Annotated in this window: 16 protein-coding genes and 1 pseudogene; 9 read left to right on the top strand and 8 right to left on the bottom strand. The window is 66.8% G+C overall.

Annotation, left to right across the window (positions count from 1 at the left end; translation table 11 throughout):
• Window positions 1–35 precede the first annotated feature (35 nt).
• From G6N44_RS10205 to G6N44_RS10190, 4 genes are read right to left on the bottom strand one after another with little or no spacing between them, the layout of a single operon-like run.
• Window positions 36–1,139, bottom strand: a complete 1,104-nt coding sequence (locus tag G6N44_RS10205) for a C40 family peptidase (protein WP_163663632.1) — start codon at window positions 1,137–1,139, stop codon at window positions 36–38.
• Window positions 1,140–1,141: 2 nt separating this feature from the next.
• Window positions 1,142–1,447, bottom strand: coding sequence for a hypothetical protein (locus G6N44_RS10200; protein WP_235682991.1), 306 nt, complete (start codon window positions 1,445–1,447; stop codon window positions 1,142–1,144).
• A 51-nt stretch (window positions 1,448–1,498) separates the two neighbouring features.
• Entirely contained in the window at window positions 1,499–2,236 is a 738-nt protein-coding gene (locus tag G6N44_RS10195; protein ID WP_163663630.1) for an SDR family NAD(P)-dependent oxidoreductase, read from the bottom strand.
• 19 nt (window positions 2,237–2,255) lie between these two features.
• Window positions 2,256–2,822: a sigma-70 family RNA polymerase sigma factor gene (locus G6N44_RS10190; protein WP_163669788.1), complete on the bottom strand. Its 567-nt coding sequence runs from the start codon at window positions 2,820–2,822 to the stop codon at window positions 2,256–2,258.
• Between the two features lie 148 nt (window positions 2,823–2,970).
• Between G6N44_RS10190 and upp the strand changes: the two genes are divergently transcribed.
• On the top strand, window positions 2,971–3,594 hold the full coding sequence (upp, locus tag G6N44_RS10185) for a uracil phosphoribosyltransferase (RefSeq protein WP_163663628.1): 624 nt from the start codon (window positions 2,971–2,973) through the stop codon (window positions 3,592–3,594).
• A gap of 4 nt (window positions 3,595–3,598) precedes the next feature.
• Here upp and G6N44_RS10180 read toward each other — a convergent pair whose 3' ends face one another.
• Together G6N44_RS10180 and G6N44_RS10175 are read right to left on the bottom strand one after the other, a co-directional pair.
• Window positions 3,599–5,215 carry a phospho-sugar mutase gene (locus G6N44_RS10180; protein WP_163663626.1) on the bottom strand — a complete coding sequence of 539 codons (1,617 nt, stop codon included), beginning with the start codon at window positions 5,213–5,215 and terminating at the stop codon, window positions 3,599–3,601.
• Between the two features lie 34 nt (window positions 5,216–5,249).
• Entirely contained in the window at window positions 5,250–6,041 is a 792-nt protein-coding gene (locus G6N44_RS10175) for a purine-nucleoside phosphorylase (RefSeq protein ID WP_163663624.1), read from the bottom strand.
• Between the two features lie 47 nt (window positions 6,042–6,088).
• Here G6N44_RS10175 and G6N44_RS10170 point away from each other — a divergent pair, with 47 nt between their 5' ends.
• Complete coding sequence (locus G6N44_RS10170) at window positions 6,089–7,273, top strand: M20 family metallopeptidase (protein ID WP_163663622.1); 1,185 nt, start codon at window positions 6,089–6,091, stop codon at window positions 7,271–7,273.
• Window positions 7,270–8,436 carry a M20 family metallopeptidase gene (locus G6N44_RS10165; RefSeq protein ID WP_163663620.1) on the top strand — a complete coding sequence of 389 codons (1,167 nt, stop codon included), beginning with the start codon at window positions 7,270–7,272 and terminating at the stop codon, window positions 8,434–8,436. Before G6N44_RS10170 ends, G6N44_RS10165 begins: the two co-directional genes overlap by 4 nt.
• A 26-nt stretch (window positions 8,437–8,462) precedes the next feature.
• Here the strand turns inward: G6N44_RS10165 and G6N44_RS10160 are convergent, their stop codons facing one another.
• Complete coding sequence (locus G6N44_RS10160; protein WP_163663618.1) at window positions 8,463–8,930, bottom strand: gamma-glutamylcyclotransferase family protein; 468 nt, start codon at window positions 8,928–8,930, stop codon at window positions 8,463–8,465.
• 41 nt (window positions 8,931–8,971) lie between these two features.
• Between G6N44_RS10160 and G6N44_RS10155 the strand changes: the two genes are divergently transcribed.
• Window positions 8,972–10,399, top strand: a complete 1,428-nt coding sequence (locus G6N44_RS10155) for an NAD(P)H-quinone dehydrogenase (RefSeq protein ID WP_163663616.1) — start codon at window positions 8,972–8,974, stop codon at window positions 10,397–10,399.
• A gap of 46 nt (window positions 10,400–10,445) precedes the next feature.
• Window positions 10,446–11,322, top strand: a pseudogene (locus tag G6N44_RS10150) (IS5 family transposase).
• Between the two features lie 83 nt (window positions 11,323–11,405).
• Here the strand turns inward: G6N44_RS10150 and G6N44_RS10145 are convergent.
• The gene (locus G6N44_RS10145; protein ID WP_235682990.1) at window positions 11,406–12,026 is read right to left on the bottom strand and encodes a TetR/AcrR family transcriptional regulator; all 621 of its coding nucleotides are present in this window, start codon (window positions 12,024–12,026) and stop codon (window positions 11,406–11,408) included.
• 542 nt (window positions 12,027–12,568) lie between these two features.
• Here G6N44_RS10145 and G6N44_RS10140 point away from each other — a divergent pair.
• Genes G6N44_RS10140 through G6N44_RS10125 form a run of 4 tightly spaced genes read left to right on the top strand, consistent with a single transcriptional unit; the run spans window position 12,569 to window position 16,608 of the window.
• Window positions 12,569–12,973, top strand: coding sequence for an MmpS family transport accessory protein (locus G6N44_RS10140; protein ID WP_163663613.1), 405 nt, complete (start codon window positions 12,569–12,571; stop codon window positions 12,971–12,973).
• Complete coding sequence (locus G6N44_RS10135) at window positions 12,970–15,834, top strand: MMPL/RND family transporter (protein ID WP_163663611.1); 2,865 nt, start codon at window positions 12,970–12,972, stop codon at window positions 15,832–15,834. Before G6N44_RS10140 ends, G6N44_RS10135 begins: the two co-directional genes overlap by 4 nt.
• Window positions 15,831–16,157, top strand: coding sequence for a DUF732 domain-containing protein (locus G6N44_RS10130; protein WP_163663609.1), 327 nt, complete (start codon window positions 15,831–15,833; stop codon window positions 16,155–16,157). The genes G6N44_RS10135 and G6N44_RS10130 overlap by 4 nt, the downstream gene beginning before the upstream one ends.
• Window positions 16,158–16,170: 13 nt before the next feature.
• Window positions 16,171–16,608: a DUF5078 domain-containing protein gene (locus tag G6N44_RS10125; protein ID WP_163663607.1), complete on the top strand. Its 438-nt coding sequence runs from the start codon at window positions 16,171–16,173 to the stop codon at window positions 16,606–16,608.
• The last annotated feature ends 206 nt before the right edge of the window (window positions 16,609–16,814 follow it).

Here is a 16,814-nt window from a genome sequence, read left to right as displayed (position 1 = left end):
GACGCCAGTCAGGTTGTCTCCGGTTCGGGGGCCGATCACACCGTGGGCCGCCAGAAACCCTGAAAGCCCTGACCGGCATTCGTCGTTCGGATGGGCGACAGTTTCACCGGGTCACCTGCCTCGATCATCGTGTTCTCGCCGACGATCATGGCGACATGGCCGTCCCATACCGCCAGGTCACCCGGGCGCAGCGTCCCCGCCGAGACCGCTTTGCCGATGTCCTGCTCCTGCGCCAGCCGCGGAATATCCAGTCCGGCTTCGTGATAGGCCCATTGGGTCAACCCGCTGCAGTCCAGGCCCACGCCCGGTGTGGTGCCGCCCCACCGGTAGGGCACCCCCAACTGGGTCAACGCGTGCCGTACCGCGCTGGCCGCCACACCATTGGGCGCCGTTGCCGTGCTGCCGTCGGGCAACCGCACCGCCACCCCCTCGCCGAACATACCGGGGTCGCTCAACCCGACTGCGGCCTCGGAGCGATCCGAGCCCGATGCGGTCGGGAGGTCCGCGCCGCCACTCCAACCGCTCAGCGGTGCGCCACCGGACAACCCCGACGAGGCCGGCGGGAGGCCGCCCGAGCCCGCCGAGAACCCCGCCACGCTCGGCTGCATCCCGGCCGCCGGCGGTAAACCGGCGGCCGGGGCGGTGGCAGCAGCGGTGACCGCACCGGCCTGACGGTCCAGGTCGGCGCGTAGTTCCTCGACGACGGCCGAGGCCTCGGCAATCGCGCGTTGCGCCTGGGCGTTCAACTCCCGGGCCACCCCCGGCTCGTCCAGATGGGGAGCCAGTGCCGCAGCGCGTTCCTCGAAGCGGTCGATGATCGCCTGTAGCCGAGACCTCGCCTCGGCCACGGCCGAGCCCGCCTGCCCGGCCGCGGCGCTCAGCGCCTGTGCCCGGTCGGCCAGGCCGGCCACTTCCGCGGCGGTGGCTGCGGTGAAGTCCGCCGCCGCAGTCGCGGCGGTACCGGACCAGTCGGCCGCGGCCCGGTCCCACGATCGTCCGAGACCCGTAGCGATATCCGACAGCGCGGTATGCGCCTCGTCCAGCACCGTCGCGACCGGGTCGCGCGCAGGCCAACCGCTGCCCACCAGATCCCGCAGCTCATACAGCGGCGCGGCGAGGGTGATGGCGGAGGCGGGCACGGCTACACCCGCGGCAGCAGCCGAGCGGCCCGTTGACCGGCCACGTCGTAGCCGGCGGCGGTGACACCCGCGCTGACGGCACCGGCGCCGATTCGGGCTCCGAGAGCGGCGACCGCACCGCAGTGCGTGCCGACGGACTCGGTGAACGCGGTCACGAACCGTTCGCCGATCGGACCCAGGGCGACTCCCGGTGAGGGCATCGACCGCAGGGTTGCGGCCACAGCGCTCAGATCGGCGGCATGTGCGTCGAAGGCGCGGCCGAGGGTGTCGATGGCAGCGCTGTCGGCGCGCAGGGTGTCGGCGGTCATGGGATTAGGACGTCGGCGGTTCCCGATCGGTTCCCTCGACTGCCGTCCCGTTCAGATGGCGGTACCGCCGCCGTCGGCGTGCAACGTCGAACCGGTGATGAATGCCGCCCGCGGTGAACACAGGAACAGCACCGCGTGGGCGATCTCCTCAGGCGTGGCCGTGCGGCCGAGTGGCAGGGCACGGCCGAGTTCCTCGTTGGTGTCGCCCCATTGGGCTTCGACGCCTTCGGTCCGGGTGGGCCCCGGCGCCACACTGTTGACTCGTACCCCGCCGGAACCGAATTCGGCAGCCCAGGTGCGGGTCAGCGATTCGACGGCGGCCTTGGACGCGCTGTAGGTCGAGGCGCCGGGCACCCCTTTCGACGCCACCATCGAGGTGACGTTGACGATGCTGCCGCGCCCGCGTTCGAGCATGCCGCCGACCAGTTGGGCCACCAGGAAATACGTGCCTCGCACATTGGTGTCGAAAGTCTGCTCGAAGGAGGCGACGTCCTGGTCGACGGTGAGCGCACCGGGAAACGCGGCCGCATTGTTGACCAGGATGTCGAGCTGATCGCAGTGTTGCGCGAGAGATCGCACCGAATCCAGGTCGGCGAGGTCGGCGCTGACGAACCGGACGTCGCGACCGAGTGCGGTTGCGGCGTCCCGTCCGCGTTGTTCATCTCTTCCGGTGACGGTCACTGCCGCGCCCGCCCGGGCCAGCAGGTCGGCGCAGGCCAGGCCAATACCCGCGGTGCCCCCGGTGACCAGCGCGCGGTATCCGTCGAGTTCTGTCGATTCGGATTTCATTGTGTCCTCTCGTTGTTCGTCAGGCGATGTTGGTCAACGCGGCCCGCAGGCGTTCGCGGCTCCGCGCGATGCGTGACATGACGGTTCCCAGGGGGATTTCCATGCGCGCGGCGGTTTCGGCATACGTGAAGCCCTCGATGTCGGCGTAGTACAACACCGTTCGGAAGCCCTCGGGCAGCATCAGCACCGCATCGCGGATCCGGTCGTCGCAGAACAGGTCGAGCGCACACTCCTCGGCGGAGCGCTCCGCGGTCACGGAATGGCCTGCGCTGCCGAACATGTCGCAGTCGGTGAACTCTGGGACCGCAAACGTGTCGGGACGGCGCTGTTTCATCCGATGCGTGCTGATCCACCGGTTGTGCAAGATGCGGAACAGCCAGGCCCGCAGGTTGGTGCCCGGTTCGAACCGATGGAAACCGGTGTAGGCGTTCATCAGGGTGTCCTGCACGAGATCCTCGGCATCGGCCTGGCTGTGCGTCAGCCGGCGCGCGGTACGCAGCAGAACCGGGTGGAACGGCATCGCCTCGTGCACGAACCGCACCGCCAGCACAGCATCGGTCGGCGGGGCGGCTGCGGCTGTCGGCATGATCAGAACTCCGGGGTCGGGGACAAGGACGAACGTCACCTCAGCCTGATCCGCGACACCGCGTAGCGGACCCTTGAGAATCCGTGGTCCGTGGCGTGGACACCGGATAGACCTGCGTGGGGGCGGCGCCGACCATTAAGGTCAGCGCATGGATGTCCGCGTCGTCGACCACCCCCTGGCCGCCGCTCGGCTGACCACCCTGCGAGACGAGCGGACCGACAACGCAGGGTTCCGTGCCGCGCTGCGCGATCTGACGATGATGCTGGTGTACGAGGCGACCCGTGACGCGGCCTGCGAACAGATCACGGTGCGCACACCGGTGACCGATACCACCGGGTCGCGGTTGGCCAACCCGCCGCTATTGGTGCCGGTGTTGCGGGCCGGGCTCGGGATGGTGGACCAGGCGCATGCCCTGATCCCGGAGGCGCAGGTCGGCTTCGTCGGGATGGCGCGCGACGAGACGACGCACCAGCCGACGCCCTACCTGGCGTCGTTGCCCGACGATCTGAGTGCACGGTCGGTTTTCGTGCTCGACCCGATGCTGGCGACCGGCGGGTCGATGGCCCACACCATCACCCTGTTGCAGGACCGCAATGCCGACGACATCACCGCGGTGTGTGTGGTGTGCGCGCCACAGGGGATCGCCGCGATCGAGAAGGTCGCCCCCGATATGCGGTTGATCACCGCGACCATCGACGAGGGCCTCAACGAGATCGCCTACATCGTCCCGGGTCTCGGTGATGCCGGGGACCGTCAGTTCGGCCCGCGCTGAGGCACTACCAGCGGGAAGCGGCGTCGGCGAGGTTCTGGCTCACCTTCTGGGCGTGGGCCCGCGCCGTATCCAGATCGTCGGTCGGCGCACAACGAACCTCGGTGTAGGACTTGAGTTTCGGTTCGGTTCCCGACGGGCGCACCACCACCCGAACGGAGGTCCCGGCGTCGTCGCCGGTGAAGATCAGCGCATCGGTTCGTTGCTGTCCCCGCCGATCCAGCAGATCCTCGGCGTTCACCGCGATGCCGCCCAGTTCTGTCGGTAGGGCCTCGCGTAGCCGGGTCATGGCGGCACCGGCGTCGTCGACGAGGCGGGTGACCGCCCCCGTCACGTGCACGCCGTGCACCGTGGCCAGGGCATCGAGGGCATCTAGCAGGGTGCGGCCCTGATCGCGCAGCGCCGCAGTCAGGTCGGCGGCCAGGATCGCGGCGGTGATGCCGTCCTTGTCGCGGACCGAGGCCGGGTCGGCGCAATGCCCGATCGCCTCCTCGTAGGCGTAGACCAGGGTGTTGCCGGGGGACTCGGCGCGGGCCAGCCACTTGAATCCGGTGAGGGTTTCGGCGTGCTGGGCGCCGTGCGCCGCCGCGATGGCGGCCAGCATCCGCGAGGACACCACGGTACTGGCTACCAGGGCGGCCTCGCTGACCGGGCCGGGTTCGAGCTGAGACAGGATGTAATCGCCCAGCAGCCAGCCGGTTTCGTCACCGGTGAGCATCTGCCAGCCATCCGGTCCGGGCACCCCGACGGCGCACCGGTCGGCATCGGGGTCCAGGGCGATCGCGATCTCGGCGTCGACGTCGTCGGCCAGGGCCAGCAGCAGGTCGACCGCACCCGGCTCCTCGGGATTGGGGAAGCTGACCGTGGGGAAGTTCGGGTCGGGGTTGAACTGTTCCTCGACCACGTGCACGTCGTCGAATCCGGCCAGGGCCAGGGCATCAAGGGCGTACTCGCCGCCGACCCCGTGCAGCGGGGTCAGCGCCACCCGCACCGAGCCGGTGCTGCGACGTACCCGGGCGGCCCGCTCCAGGTAACCGTATATCTGCTGGCGCCCACCGGTCTCCACTGCGGCCCTGGGGATTTCGTCGGCATGCGGCGCCCGGGCCGCCGCGGCCTCGATCTCCCGGTCGGCGGGGGAGATGATCTGCATGCCACCGTCGAGAAACACCTTGTAGCCGTTGTCCGTCGGCGGATTGTGCGATGCGGTGATCTGGATACCGGCCACGGCAGGTAGGTGCCGAACCGTATAGGCGACCACCGGCGTCGGGACCGCGGCCATCATGAGAACAACCTGGAAGCCTTCGGCAGCAAGGACTTCGGCGGCCGCCAGGGCGAACTCGTCGGAGCGGTGCCGCGCATCGCGGCCCACCACCACGTGCGACCCGCCCAGGCCTCTGTCCTTGAGCACCTGGGCCAGCGCCCAGGTGGTGCGGACGACGACGGCCAGGTTCATCGCGTCGGGCCCGCCCCGCAGCGGGCCGCGTAGACCGGCCGTGCCGAAGGTCAGCGGATGGCTGAAGCGGCGGTCGAGCTCTTCGGGACTGCACGCGGCCAGTTCGGCTGCGGTGTGTGGGTCGGGGTCATGTGCGATCCAATCGGCGGCATCGGTCCCGATGGAGGTCATGACCCAAGTGTGCCCGGTTCTCGGGCATGGCGGGTCAGAGCCGCGCGATCACCGATGCCAACAGGGAACCCATCCGGGTCGCGGACCGACGCCCGGCCTCGAGCACCTCGGCGTGGCTGAGCGGCTCACCCGTCATTCCCGCGGCCAGGTTGGTCACCATCGAGATGCCCAGCACCTGCAGACCCGCGGCCCGGGCGGCGATCGTCTCGTGCACCGTCGACATGCCGACCAGGTCGGCGCCCAGGGTGCGCAGCATCCTGATCTCGGCCGGGGTCTCGTAGTGCGGTCCGGGCAGCCCGGCGTAGACGCCCTCGGCCAGGGACGGCTCGATCTCGCGGGCCAGCGCCCGCAGGGTGGGGGAGTAGGCGTCGACCAGATCGACAAACTGCGCGCCGACCAGCGGAGACCGTGCCGTGAGATTGAGGTGATCACTGATCAGCACCGGCTGACCCACCTGATACTCGGCGCGCAGTCCGCCTGCGGCATTGGTGAGCACCACGGTGGACACACCGGCGGCCGCCGCGGTCCGGACCGGATGCACCACATGTTGCAGGTCGTGGCCCTCATAGGCATGGATGCGCCCGGCCAGCACCAACACCTGGTGATCCCCGATGCGCACCGAGTGCACCTGGCCGCCGTGCCCGGCGGCACTGGGCGGGGTGAAGCCGGGGAGATCGGCCATCGGTACCGTGGCCCGCGCCTCGCCCAGCTCGGCCACCGCGGGTGCCCAGCCCGAGCCGAGCACGACCGCGACATCGTGGCGTTCGACGCCCGTCCGCTCGGCAATGGCGGCGGCTGCCTGGCTGGATGCCTGGGGATCGGTCACGATAGGCGAGCTTAACCGCCGGTAGCGGGCAGTGAGATACTGCGAGGATGCCGTCTGCCACCGCCTCGCTGAGCGTCGAGGAAGCCGTCAACCGGCGTCGTGGCGACCTCATCGCGCTCTCCCGCTCGATCCACGCCGAGCCGGAGTTGGCCTTCGCCGAGCATGCCAGCTGCGCCAAGACGCAGGCGCTGGTGGCCGAGTACGGATTCGAGATCACCCCGGCTGCCGGCGGGCTGGACACCGCATTCCGGGCCTCCTACGGCAACGGCCCGCTCGTCATCGGGATCTGCGCGGAGTACGACGCGCTGCCCGACATCGGGCACGCCTGCGGGCACAACATCATCGCGGCCTCGGCCGTCGGCACCGCGCTGGCTCTTGCCGACGTCGCCGACGAACTGGGCCTGACCGTTGTGCTCATCGGTACCCCGGCCGAGGAACTCGGTGGCGGAAAGATCTTGCTGCTCGACGCCGGTGTGTTCGACGACATCGCCGCGACGGTCATGCTGCATCCCGGACCGGTGGACATCGCCGCCGCCCGCTCGCTGGCGCTTTCCGAGGTGACCGTGAACTACACCGGCCGGGAATCGCACGCCGCCGTGGCGCCCTATCTGGGCGTCAATGCCGGCGACGCGGTCACCGTCGCGCAGGTCGCCATCGGCCTGCTGCGCCAGCAGCTCATGCCGGGGCAGATGGTCCACGGCATCGTCACCCACGGCGGGCAGGCCGCCAACGTCATCCCCGGCCGGGCCGAGATGCGCTACACCATGCGGGCCACCGACATGGCGGCGCTGCGCGAGCTTGAGGGCCGGATGGCCGGCTGTTTTTCGGCCGGAGCGCTGGCGACGGGGTGTGAGCACCAGACCACCGAGATTGCCCCGCCGTACGCCGAGATGGTGCCCGATCCCTGGCTCTCGCAGACCATCCGCGCCGAGATGCTGCGCCTGGGCCGTAACCCGCTGCCGGAGAACGTGGAGGCAAGTGTGCCACTGGGCAGTACCGACATGGGCAACATCAGCCAGGTGATGCCCGGCATTCATCCGGTGATCGGCATCGACTCGGGTGGCGCGACGATCCACCAACCGGCCTTCACCGCCGCAGCGGCGGGTCCGGGCGCGGATGCTGCCGTGCTGGAAGGTGCAATCATGTTGGCCCGCAGTGTGGTTCAGCTGGCAGAGACGCCTGCGCAGCGGGACCGGGTGCTGGAGGCACTGCAGCGGAGGCGGGCATCATGAGTGTGCTGCAGCACGCGGCTGCCCGCTGGTTGTCGCTCAACTACGACGAGATGGTGTCGTGGCGGCGTCATCTGCATGCCCATCCGGAACTGGGCCGTCAGGAGTTCGCCACCACCGAGTTCGTGGCCCGCCACCTGGCCGAGGCCGGGCTGAACCCCAAAGTGTTGCCCGGTGGCACCGGATTGACGTGTGACTTCGGGCCGGAGGATCGTCCACGGATCGCGCTGCGTGCGGACATGGACGCCTTGCCGATGGCCGACCGGACCGGCGCGCCCTATGCGTCGACGGTGCCCAACGTCGCGCATGCGTGCGGGCACGATGCGCACACCGCGGTGCTGCTGGGCGCAGCGATGGCTCTGACCTCGGTGCCGGAGTTGCCGGTCGGGGTCCGGTTGCTGTTCCAGGCGGCCGAGGAACTGATGCCGGGCGGCGCGATCGACGCGATCAATGCGGGCGTGCTGACCGGGGTGAGCCGGATTTTCGCGCTGCACTGCGATCCCCGGCTGGCCGTGGGCCAGGTGGCCACCAAGCCCGGACCGATCACCTCCGCGGCTGATTCCATCGAGATCACCCTGCACTCGCCGGGCGGGCACACCTCCCGGCCACACCTGACCGGTGACCTGGTCTACGGGCTCGGGACCCTGATCACGGGGTTGCCCGGCGTGCTGTCCCGTCGCATCGATCCCCGCCACGACACCGTGATGGTGTGGGGTGCGGTCAATGCCGGCGTGGCCGCCAACGCGATCCCGCAGATCGGCACCTTGGCCGGGACGATCCGCACCGCAAGTCGCGATACCTGGCTGACGCTGGAATCGATTGTGGAAGAGGCGGTTACCGCGCTGCTCGCGCCGCTCAACGTCTCGCACAGCCTCAACTACCGGCGCGGCGTGCCGCCGGTGGTCAACGAAGAGGTATCCACGCGCATTCTCACCCACGCCATCGAGGCCATCGGTCCGGACGTGCTCGCCGACACGCATCAGTCCGGCGGCGGCGAGGACTTCTCCTGGTATCTCGAAGACGTGCCCGGCGCCATGGGCCGGCTCGGCGTGTGGAGCGGGCAAGGGCCGCAACTTGATCTGCATCAGCCCACGTTCGACATCGACGAGCGTGCGTTGGGCGTCGGCGTGCGCACCATGGTCAACATCGTCGAGGCCGCTGGGTAGCTTCCCTTTGCTCGCGGTGAAAAGGGTCAGGGGCCGATATTGCGGGCGGGACGGGTGCGCAGATGGTGCACGTAGGTCTCCGGTGCCCCCGCGATCTCCGCGGCATCGGCCATCACCCCGAGATAACGGGCCGAGGGCAGGCCGCCCTCCCAGGCGTCGACCACATACAGCCAGGCCAGCACCGGGTCGGTGTTGGTGTCCGACGACAACCGCTCCACCCGGCAGCGGATCTTCTTGTGGAACCCGAGTTCGGAACCCTCCCAGTGGTCCAGGCTCTGTTCATCGCCTGATGTCATGTCGTAGAGCACGACGAAAACCTTTGACAGCGGGTCCTCGACGACGGTGGCCAGCGCGCCTTCCCAGCCGATGTCCTCACCGCCGAACGTCAACCGCCAGCCATGCAACCACCCGGTTCCGGCCATCGGGGAGTGCGGAGCCCGCTCGAGCATCTGCTCGGGATGCATGTTCGACCCGTAGGCGGCGTAAAGCGGCACGGTAAGACAGCTTAATCGGCGAAGTTCGTTAGGTTGGTGCGGTGGCTACCCGCATCGTGATCATCGGCGGTGGACCCGCCGGATATGAGGCGGCGCTCGTCGCGGCCGCTCGCGGCCCGGAGGTCGCGCAGGTCACCGTCGTGGACAGTGACGGCATCGGCGGTGCGTGCGTGCTGTGGGATTGTGTGCCGTCCAAGACGTTCATCGCCTCCACCGGCGTGCGCACCGAGCTGCGCCGTGCTCCCAACCTGGGATATTCGCTGGATTTCGAGCAGTCCAAGATCTCGTTGCCGCAGATCAACGAGCGGGTGAAGGTCCTGGCGACGGCGCAGTCCGACGACATCGCCGAGCGGCTGCGCGACGAGGGCATCGAGTTGATCGCGGGCCGCGGCGAGCTGACCGACGACATCCCCGGCATGGCCCAGCACCGCGTCAAGGTCACCGGCCCGGGTGGCGAAGTCAGCCAGCTCACCGCTGATGTGGTGTTGATCGCCACCGGAGCCAGCCCGCGGGTGCTTCCCGGCGCCGCACCCGATGGCGACCGCATCCTCAACTGGCGCCAGCTGTATGACCTCGAAGCGCTGCCCGAGCATCTCGTGGTGGTGGGTTCGGGCGTCACCGGCGCCGAGTTCGTCAACGCCTACACCGAACTCGGCGTGACCGTGACGGTCGTGGCCAGTCGCGATCAGATCCTGCCCCACGAGGATTCCGACGCCGCCGCCGTGCTGGAGGAGGTGTTCTCCGAACGCGGTGTCACGCTGGTCAAGAACGCCCGCGCGGAGTCGGTCACCCGCACCGGCTCCGGCTCTGAGGCCGGGATCCGCGTCACCATGGCCGACGGTCGCATCGTCGAGGGCAGCCATGCGCTGATGACGGTCGGCTCGGTCCCCAATACCGGTGGACTGGGCCTGGAGCGCGTCGGCATCGAACTCGGGCCGGGCAACTACCTGACCGTCGACCGGGTGTCGCGGACGTCGGTGTCCGGTATCTACGCGGCGGGCGACTGCACCGGTCTGCTGCCGCTGGCCTCGGTGGCGGCCATGCAGGGACGCATCGCGATGTATCACGCCCTGGGCGAGGCGGTGGCGCCGATCCGGCTGCGGACCGTCGCGGCGTCGGTGTTCACCCGTCCCGAGATTGCCGCGGTCGGGGTGCCGCAGGCAGCGATCGACGACGGATCCGTCCCGGCCCGCACGCTGACCCTGCCGCTCAACACCAATGCCCGCGCCAAGATGTCCAGCCTGCGCCGCGGTTTCGTCAAGATCTTCTGCCGCCCGGCGACGGGCGTGGTCATCGGCGGGGTGGTGGTGGCGCCGATCGCGTCCGAGCTGATCCTCCCGATCGCGTTGGCCGTGCAGAACGGTATCCCGGTCGCCGAGCTGGCCCAGACGTTCTCGGTGTACCCGTCGTTGTCGGGTTCGATCACCGAGGCTGCGCGCCAGCTGATGAAACACGACGACCTGGACTAGGGCGTGTCTGCTTAATGTGAACAGTGTTGTGACTGATGCTGTTTAGGTGATACGTACAGGTGTGATTTCTGATGAGTTGTGGTCGGCGATCGAGCCGGAGCTGCCCTCCGCCCGACGGCGGGGCCGCCCGTGGAATGATCATCGCCTGACGCTGGAAGGCATTATCTGGCGTTTCCGCACCGGATCACCGTGGCGCGATCTACCCGAGCAGTTCGGTGCCTGGCAGTCGGTAGCCGAACGACATCTGCGCTGGTCCACCGATGGGACCTACACACGGATCTTCGCAGCGATCGCTAACGATATTGATGACACCGACGCTGATCTGGCCGAACTGCTGCTGTCGGTGGATTCGACCAGCGTACGTGTGCATCAGCATGCTGCTGGTGCACGCCCGGGGCGGCACACAGGGGGATCTATCGAATTACAAGAAGTACCCCGACGAGCCTGACGACCACGCCATTGGACGTTCCCGGGGCGGGTTGACCACCAAGATCCATGCGCTGGCCGACCAACGATGCAGTCCGGTCGCCATGGTGCTGTCGGCTGGCCAGGCCGGCGACAATCCGATGCTATGGCCACTGCTGGACCTGCTTGCCGACACCGATATCAACACGTTCCGCCTGCTGGCCGACAAGGCCTATTCGCACGACTCGACCCGGGCGCGGCTACGCCAGCTGAAGATCGCGCACACCATCCCCGAACGCAGTGATCAGATCGAACGCCGCAAAGCCAAGGGCAGCAAAGGCGGACGGCCACCAGCATTCGCCGGGCGAATCTACAAGCATCGCAACACCATCGAGCGGTGCTTCAACCGCATCAAACACTGGCGAGCCATCGCCACCCGCTACGACAAGTACGCCCTTTCATACCTCGGCGGAGTCACCCTGGCCGCGATCATCACCTTCCACCGAGTCCGCAATTAACAGACACGACCTAGGTCGATCGCGATCGGCACTCCGCCGGGCCCCCCGGTCGTCGGCCCTCGGCGCAGGCTACCGCGCGGTGCTCAGCGCACGCCGGCGTACGCCGCAGTGGGCGGCCTCAACGCGAGGTGCAGCAGCGGGGTGTATAGCCGGATTATTTCATCATGTGTCATCGAGTAGACCGGTTCGAGATGCAGGAGGTAGCGCGTCACGATTAGGCCCGCGATCTGTCCACAGAATGCGGCGGCACGTCTGCGAGCGTCCGCTCCGCCTATCTGGGCTGCAAGCTTGTCGATCATTTCCCGTTCCACCATCTCCTTCACCAGACTTGCCAGCGCCGCGTCGTGGGCGGCCCCGGCTACCAACGCGCGAAGCGGTGCGCCGCTTTCGGACTCTTCCCACAGCGCAAGCAATCCTCGAAGGGCACGCTGCGGAAATGTGGCGGGGTCGGCCTCGGCAGCAGCGCGGTCGAGGACATCGGCGGGGTTAGCCGACAAGGCGAGGGCTTCACTGATCAGGCCCCTCTTGGCGCCGAAGTAGTAGCTGATCAGGGCAATGTCAACACCCGCCTCGGCGGCGACCGATCGCAGGGTGACGGCCTGATACCCGCCCTCCAGAAAACGACGGCGGGCCACCTCGAGGATCTGGGTCCGAGTGTCCTGCTTGCCGGGTCTGCGTCCGCGACGTTCCGAATAATTCATCATAGTTGATATTCTACCCACGCGCGGTCAGTGTGTTGGGGTCCGCTCACGAAAGGGTTTGCCGCCGTGCCCAGCACCATGCCACCGCCCCGTCGAAGATCCTGGCCAGACACTGCGGCAGGCTGCCGCCATGGCGATCAGCCGCGTGCGTTGATGACCGTGGTCGCGGAGATGGCCTCGGCAAGTTATGCGTGCCCCACATCGCGCGCCAGGGCGTATCGTGAGCTGCGCCGGCAGTCCTTGATTGTGGACGAGTACCCTCTTGTGTTCGCTTTGCTGCGATTGCTGCCTGGGCGGCGCAGTCGAAGACCCTTTCGGCAGTCGCTTGGCGCTGACTTTCGGCCTGACCACGTTCGGGCCCGGTTCCTGTCCCGTGGCACAGCAAAACCAGGGATGCGCCGGCGATCTCGGTACCCTACCGTCATCCCGCCGATCCCGGCTCCACACCACGGAAGATGGCCTCGCACGAGCGGCGACGCTGCTGGTCATCGAAAGGTCAAGGGGTGAAACGGATTTCAGTTGGCAGCCTGGTCACACGCGGGTGGATGCTGCTGGTCGCCGTGGTCGTCGTCGCCGCCGCGGGCTTCAGCATCTACCGGCTGCAAGGGCTCTTCGGCTCCCACGGCCGGGTCTCGACCGACAGCGGCATCTCAAACGAGATCATCCCTTTCAACCCCAAGGAAGTCGTCCTCGAGGTGTTCGGCGCGCCCGGCACCGTGGCAACGATCAACTACCTGGACGTCAATGCCCAGCCGCAGGAAGTCGTCGACGCGCCGCTGCCCTGGGCGCACACCATCACGACGACTCAGCCCGCCGTCTTCGCCAATGTGGTCGCGCAGGGTGACAGCAGTTCCCTGGGTTGCCGCATCACGGTCAACGGTGTGGTCACCGACGAAAGGACCGTCAACCGAGTGAACGCCTACACCTTCTGCCTGGACAAGTCCTCATGAGCAACAAGCACGGTTCGTCGATGTCGCTGTCGGGGATGCTTCGCCGACTGTCGGTGCCGATCCTCTTGTTCTGGGTGGGCCTCGCCGCGATAACGAACGTCGCCGTACCACGGTTGGAGGTAGTCGCAGAAGAACACAACGTGGCGCTGAGCCCGACAGATGCGCCGTCGCTGCAGGCGATGAAACGCATCGGCGAGGTGTTCGAGGAGTTCGATTCCGACAGCGCCGCCATGATCGTCCTGGAGGGCGATCGGCCCCTCGGCGAGGACGCTCACCACTTCTACGACGCTCTGATCGAAAAGCTCTCGCGGGACACCAAACACGTAGAGCACATCCAGGACTTCTGGGGAGATCCGCTCACCGCGGCGGGCGTGCAGAGCACCGACGGCAAAGCCGCCTACGTGCAGGTCTATCTCGCCGGTAATCAAGGCGAGGCGTTGGCGAACGAGTCGGTGGCAGCCGTGCGCGACATCGTGGCAGAAACACCGCCCCCGGATGGGGTCGAGGCCTATGTCACGGGACCGGCGCCGCTGCTGGCCGATCAGTTCGGCGTAGGCAGCAAGGGCACGGTGAAGGTCACGCTGATCACCCTTCTCGTGATCGCGGTGATGTTGTTCTTCGTCTACCGCTCCGTCGTGACGATGTTCCTGGTGCTGCTCGTCGTCCTCGTTCAGTTGGCGGCCGCCCGGGGAGTCATAGCGCTGCTGGCCGACTCCGGAATCATCGGACTGTCGGTGTATGCGACGAATCTGCTGACATTACTGGTGATCGCCGCCGGTACGGATTACGCGATCTTTTTCGTCGGCCGTTATCACGAAGCCCGCGCGGCCGGCGAGGATCGGCCAGCGGCCTTCCACACCATGTTTCACGGCACCGCCCACGTTGTCCTGGGCTCCGGCTTGACCATTGCCGGAGCGGTGTACTGCCTGAGTTTCACCCGGCTACCGTATTTTCAGAGCCTGGGGGTTCCCGTCGCGATCGCCATCCTCGTGGCGCTTGCGGCCGCGCTCACCCTGACCCCCGCCGTGCTTACCGTGGCAAGTCATTTCGGGCTTTTCGAACCCAAACGCAAAATGCGGACACGCGGATGGCGGCGGATCGGCACGGCCATCGTCCGCTGGCCCGGGCCCATCCTCACGGTGGCGGGCGCGATAGCCCTCATCGGTCTGCTCGCCCTGCCAGGTTATGAGACGAGTTACGACGTTCGTCACTACATACCTGCCAGCGCCCCGGCCAATGTCGGATACGCAGCCGCGGAACGCCACTTTTCGCCGGCCCGGCTGAATCCCGAGCTGCTGATGATCGAGGCCGATCACGACATGCGCAATCCGGCCGACATGCTGATCTTGGACAGGGTGGCCAGGAACGTCTTTCACCTGCCCGGTATCGCCGGTGTGCAGTCCATCACCCGCCCGTTGGGAACGCCGATCGACCACAGCTCGATACCTTTCCAGATCAGCATGCAAAACACCGGCCAGGTCATGAACCTGACGTACCAACAAGACCGCGCCGCCGACATGCTGACCCAGGCCGACGAGCTTGCGAAATCGATCGAGACCTTGCAGCGTCAACACGCGCTGCAGCAAGAGCTGGCCGCCGCGACCCATGAGCAAGCCGAAAGCTTTCAGGAAACGACCGCCACGTTGAACGAACTGCGGGACAACATGGCCAACGTCGACGACTTCCTGAGGCCGATCCGCAACTACTTCTACTGGGAGCCGCACTGCTACAACATCCCGGCCTGCGCTGCGGGCAGATCTGCCTTCGACTCACTCGACAGCATCAACCGGCTCACCGAGCAGCTCGACAAGGTCAAACAGACTTTGGACAAACTCGACGCGATTCAGCCGGAACTGGTGGCGTTGATCCCCGACCAGATCGCCAGCCAGCAAAAGAACTACGAACTGACGCTGTCGAATCATTCGACGATAGCCGGTATCTACGACCAGACGGCGGCCATGACCGAAAACTCGACGGCCATGGGTCAGGCTTTCGACGCCGCCAAGATCGACGATTTCTTCTATCTCCCGCCAGAGGCTTTCAACAACCCCGATTTCCAGCGAGGGCTCAAGATGTTCCTCTCGCCCGACGGCAAGGCCGCTCGCATGATCATCACCCACGACGGTGATCCCGCCACCCCCGAAGGCATCTCGCATATCGAGCCGATCCGGCAGGCAGCGCAAGAGGCGCTGAAGGGCACCCCGCTGCAGGGGGCCGACATCTACCTGGCCGGCACCGCTGCGACGTACCAGGACATCCAAGATGGCGCCACGTACGACCTGATGATCGCCGGAATAGCCGCAATCAGCCTGATCCTGCTCGTGATGATGTTCGTCACGCGCAGCCTGGTCGCCGCATTGGTCATCGTGGGCACAGTCGCGCTGTCTTTGGGTGCCTCCTTCGGGCTGTCGGTGCTCGTCTGGCAACATATTTTCGGCATCCAACTGTATTGGATCGTGCTCGCGCTGGCCGTCGTCGTGCTGCTGGGAGTAGGTTCCGACTACAACCTGCTGCTAATTTCCCGGCTCAAGGAGGAAATTGGCGCAGGATTGAACACCGGCATTATCCGTGCAATGGGGGGCTCCGGCTCAGTGGTGACCGCGGCAGGCCTGGTATTCGCCGCAACCATGTCGTCCTTCGTGTTCAGCGACTTGCGAGTTCTGGGCCAGATCGGGACCACCATCGGCCTCGGCTTGCTGTTCGACACGCTGATCGTGCGGGCGTTCATGACTCCGTCCATCGCAGCGCTTCTCGGGCGCTGGTTCTGGTGGCCGCAGCGAGTGCGTCCGCGGCCTGTGCCGTCGCCGTGGCCAAGAACCCCGGAGGTGGCGCGAACGGGTCCGGCGGGAGACACGCCATGAAGTGGACGGTTCTTGGAACTGCCGCAGTCGCAACGGCAGTCGCGTTCGCCCCGGCCGCGCAGGCCGACGTCGACACCAACTTCGCCGACGAGCTGCACACCTACGGCATCTACGGCCAAAACGATTACAACGCCTGGATCGGGAAGATCGTCTGTAAGCGGTTACGCAACGGCGTGGACACCGATGCGAAGAGGTCGGCCCAGTTCGTCTACACCAATCTGCAAACAGGCAGCACCACCGAGCAAGCGTGGCAATTCCTTGGCGCCGCACTGCGCACATACTGTCCCGACCAGCGGCCGATCCTAGAACAAGCGGCGCGATAGCAAGCGCGACAACATGTTACGAAAGACGATCCTCGGGATCGCCTTGCTAGGCTGCGCCGCGCTGGCCTTTCCGGGAATCGCCTTGGCCGACGCCACCGATGACTATCCAATCCCGAATCGGATGTTGACGACGGCGTGCACAGCCGAGCAAGTCATGGCCGCTGCTCGCGATGCCGATCCGGTGTACTACGAGCGGTACATGATCGACTACAACAACAAGTCACCCGAGATTCAGCGGGCTACTCGAGACAAGATGCACTGGTTCTTCTCGATGGACTACGCCGGGCGCAGAGCTTACTCGGAGGAAGTGGTCACCAACTTCGCCGATCCCCTGACGGCGGCATGGCCCAATCACGCGAAGCTGCTCTTCAACAACAAGGGTGTCGCCGCCCATACCACCGATGTGTGCGCCAACTACCCGCCCGAGGATCAGTCCGTCTGGACATGGTAGATACCGACCTGTTGCCACCTGCTCACCGCTAGGCTCGACAAGCGCCCAATATTCGACTCTAGCCTAACTCTAGCCTCGATTTTGCATCGAAGTTGATGCTGGCACCGTTCGGCTGCTGAATTGTGTTGCTGGGTAGTGGTTTTCGCTTGGTGGCATGGCGATGCTGTCCCGTGTCGCCGGGTGGGGCGGGCTTTCCTGGGGCCGGT

Source organism: Mycolicibacterium alvei (genome assembly GCF_010727325.1).
Lineage (GTDB): Bacteria > Actinomycetota > Actinomycetes > Mycobacteriales > Mycobacteriaceae > Mycobacterium > Mycobacterium alvei.
The sequence above is the reverse complement of the archived record's forward strand: the minus strand, read 5'-3'. Positions and strand labels throughout refer to the sequence as shown.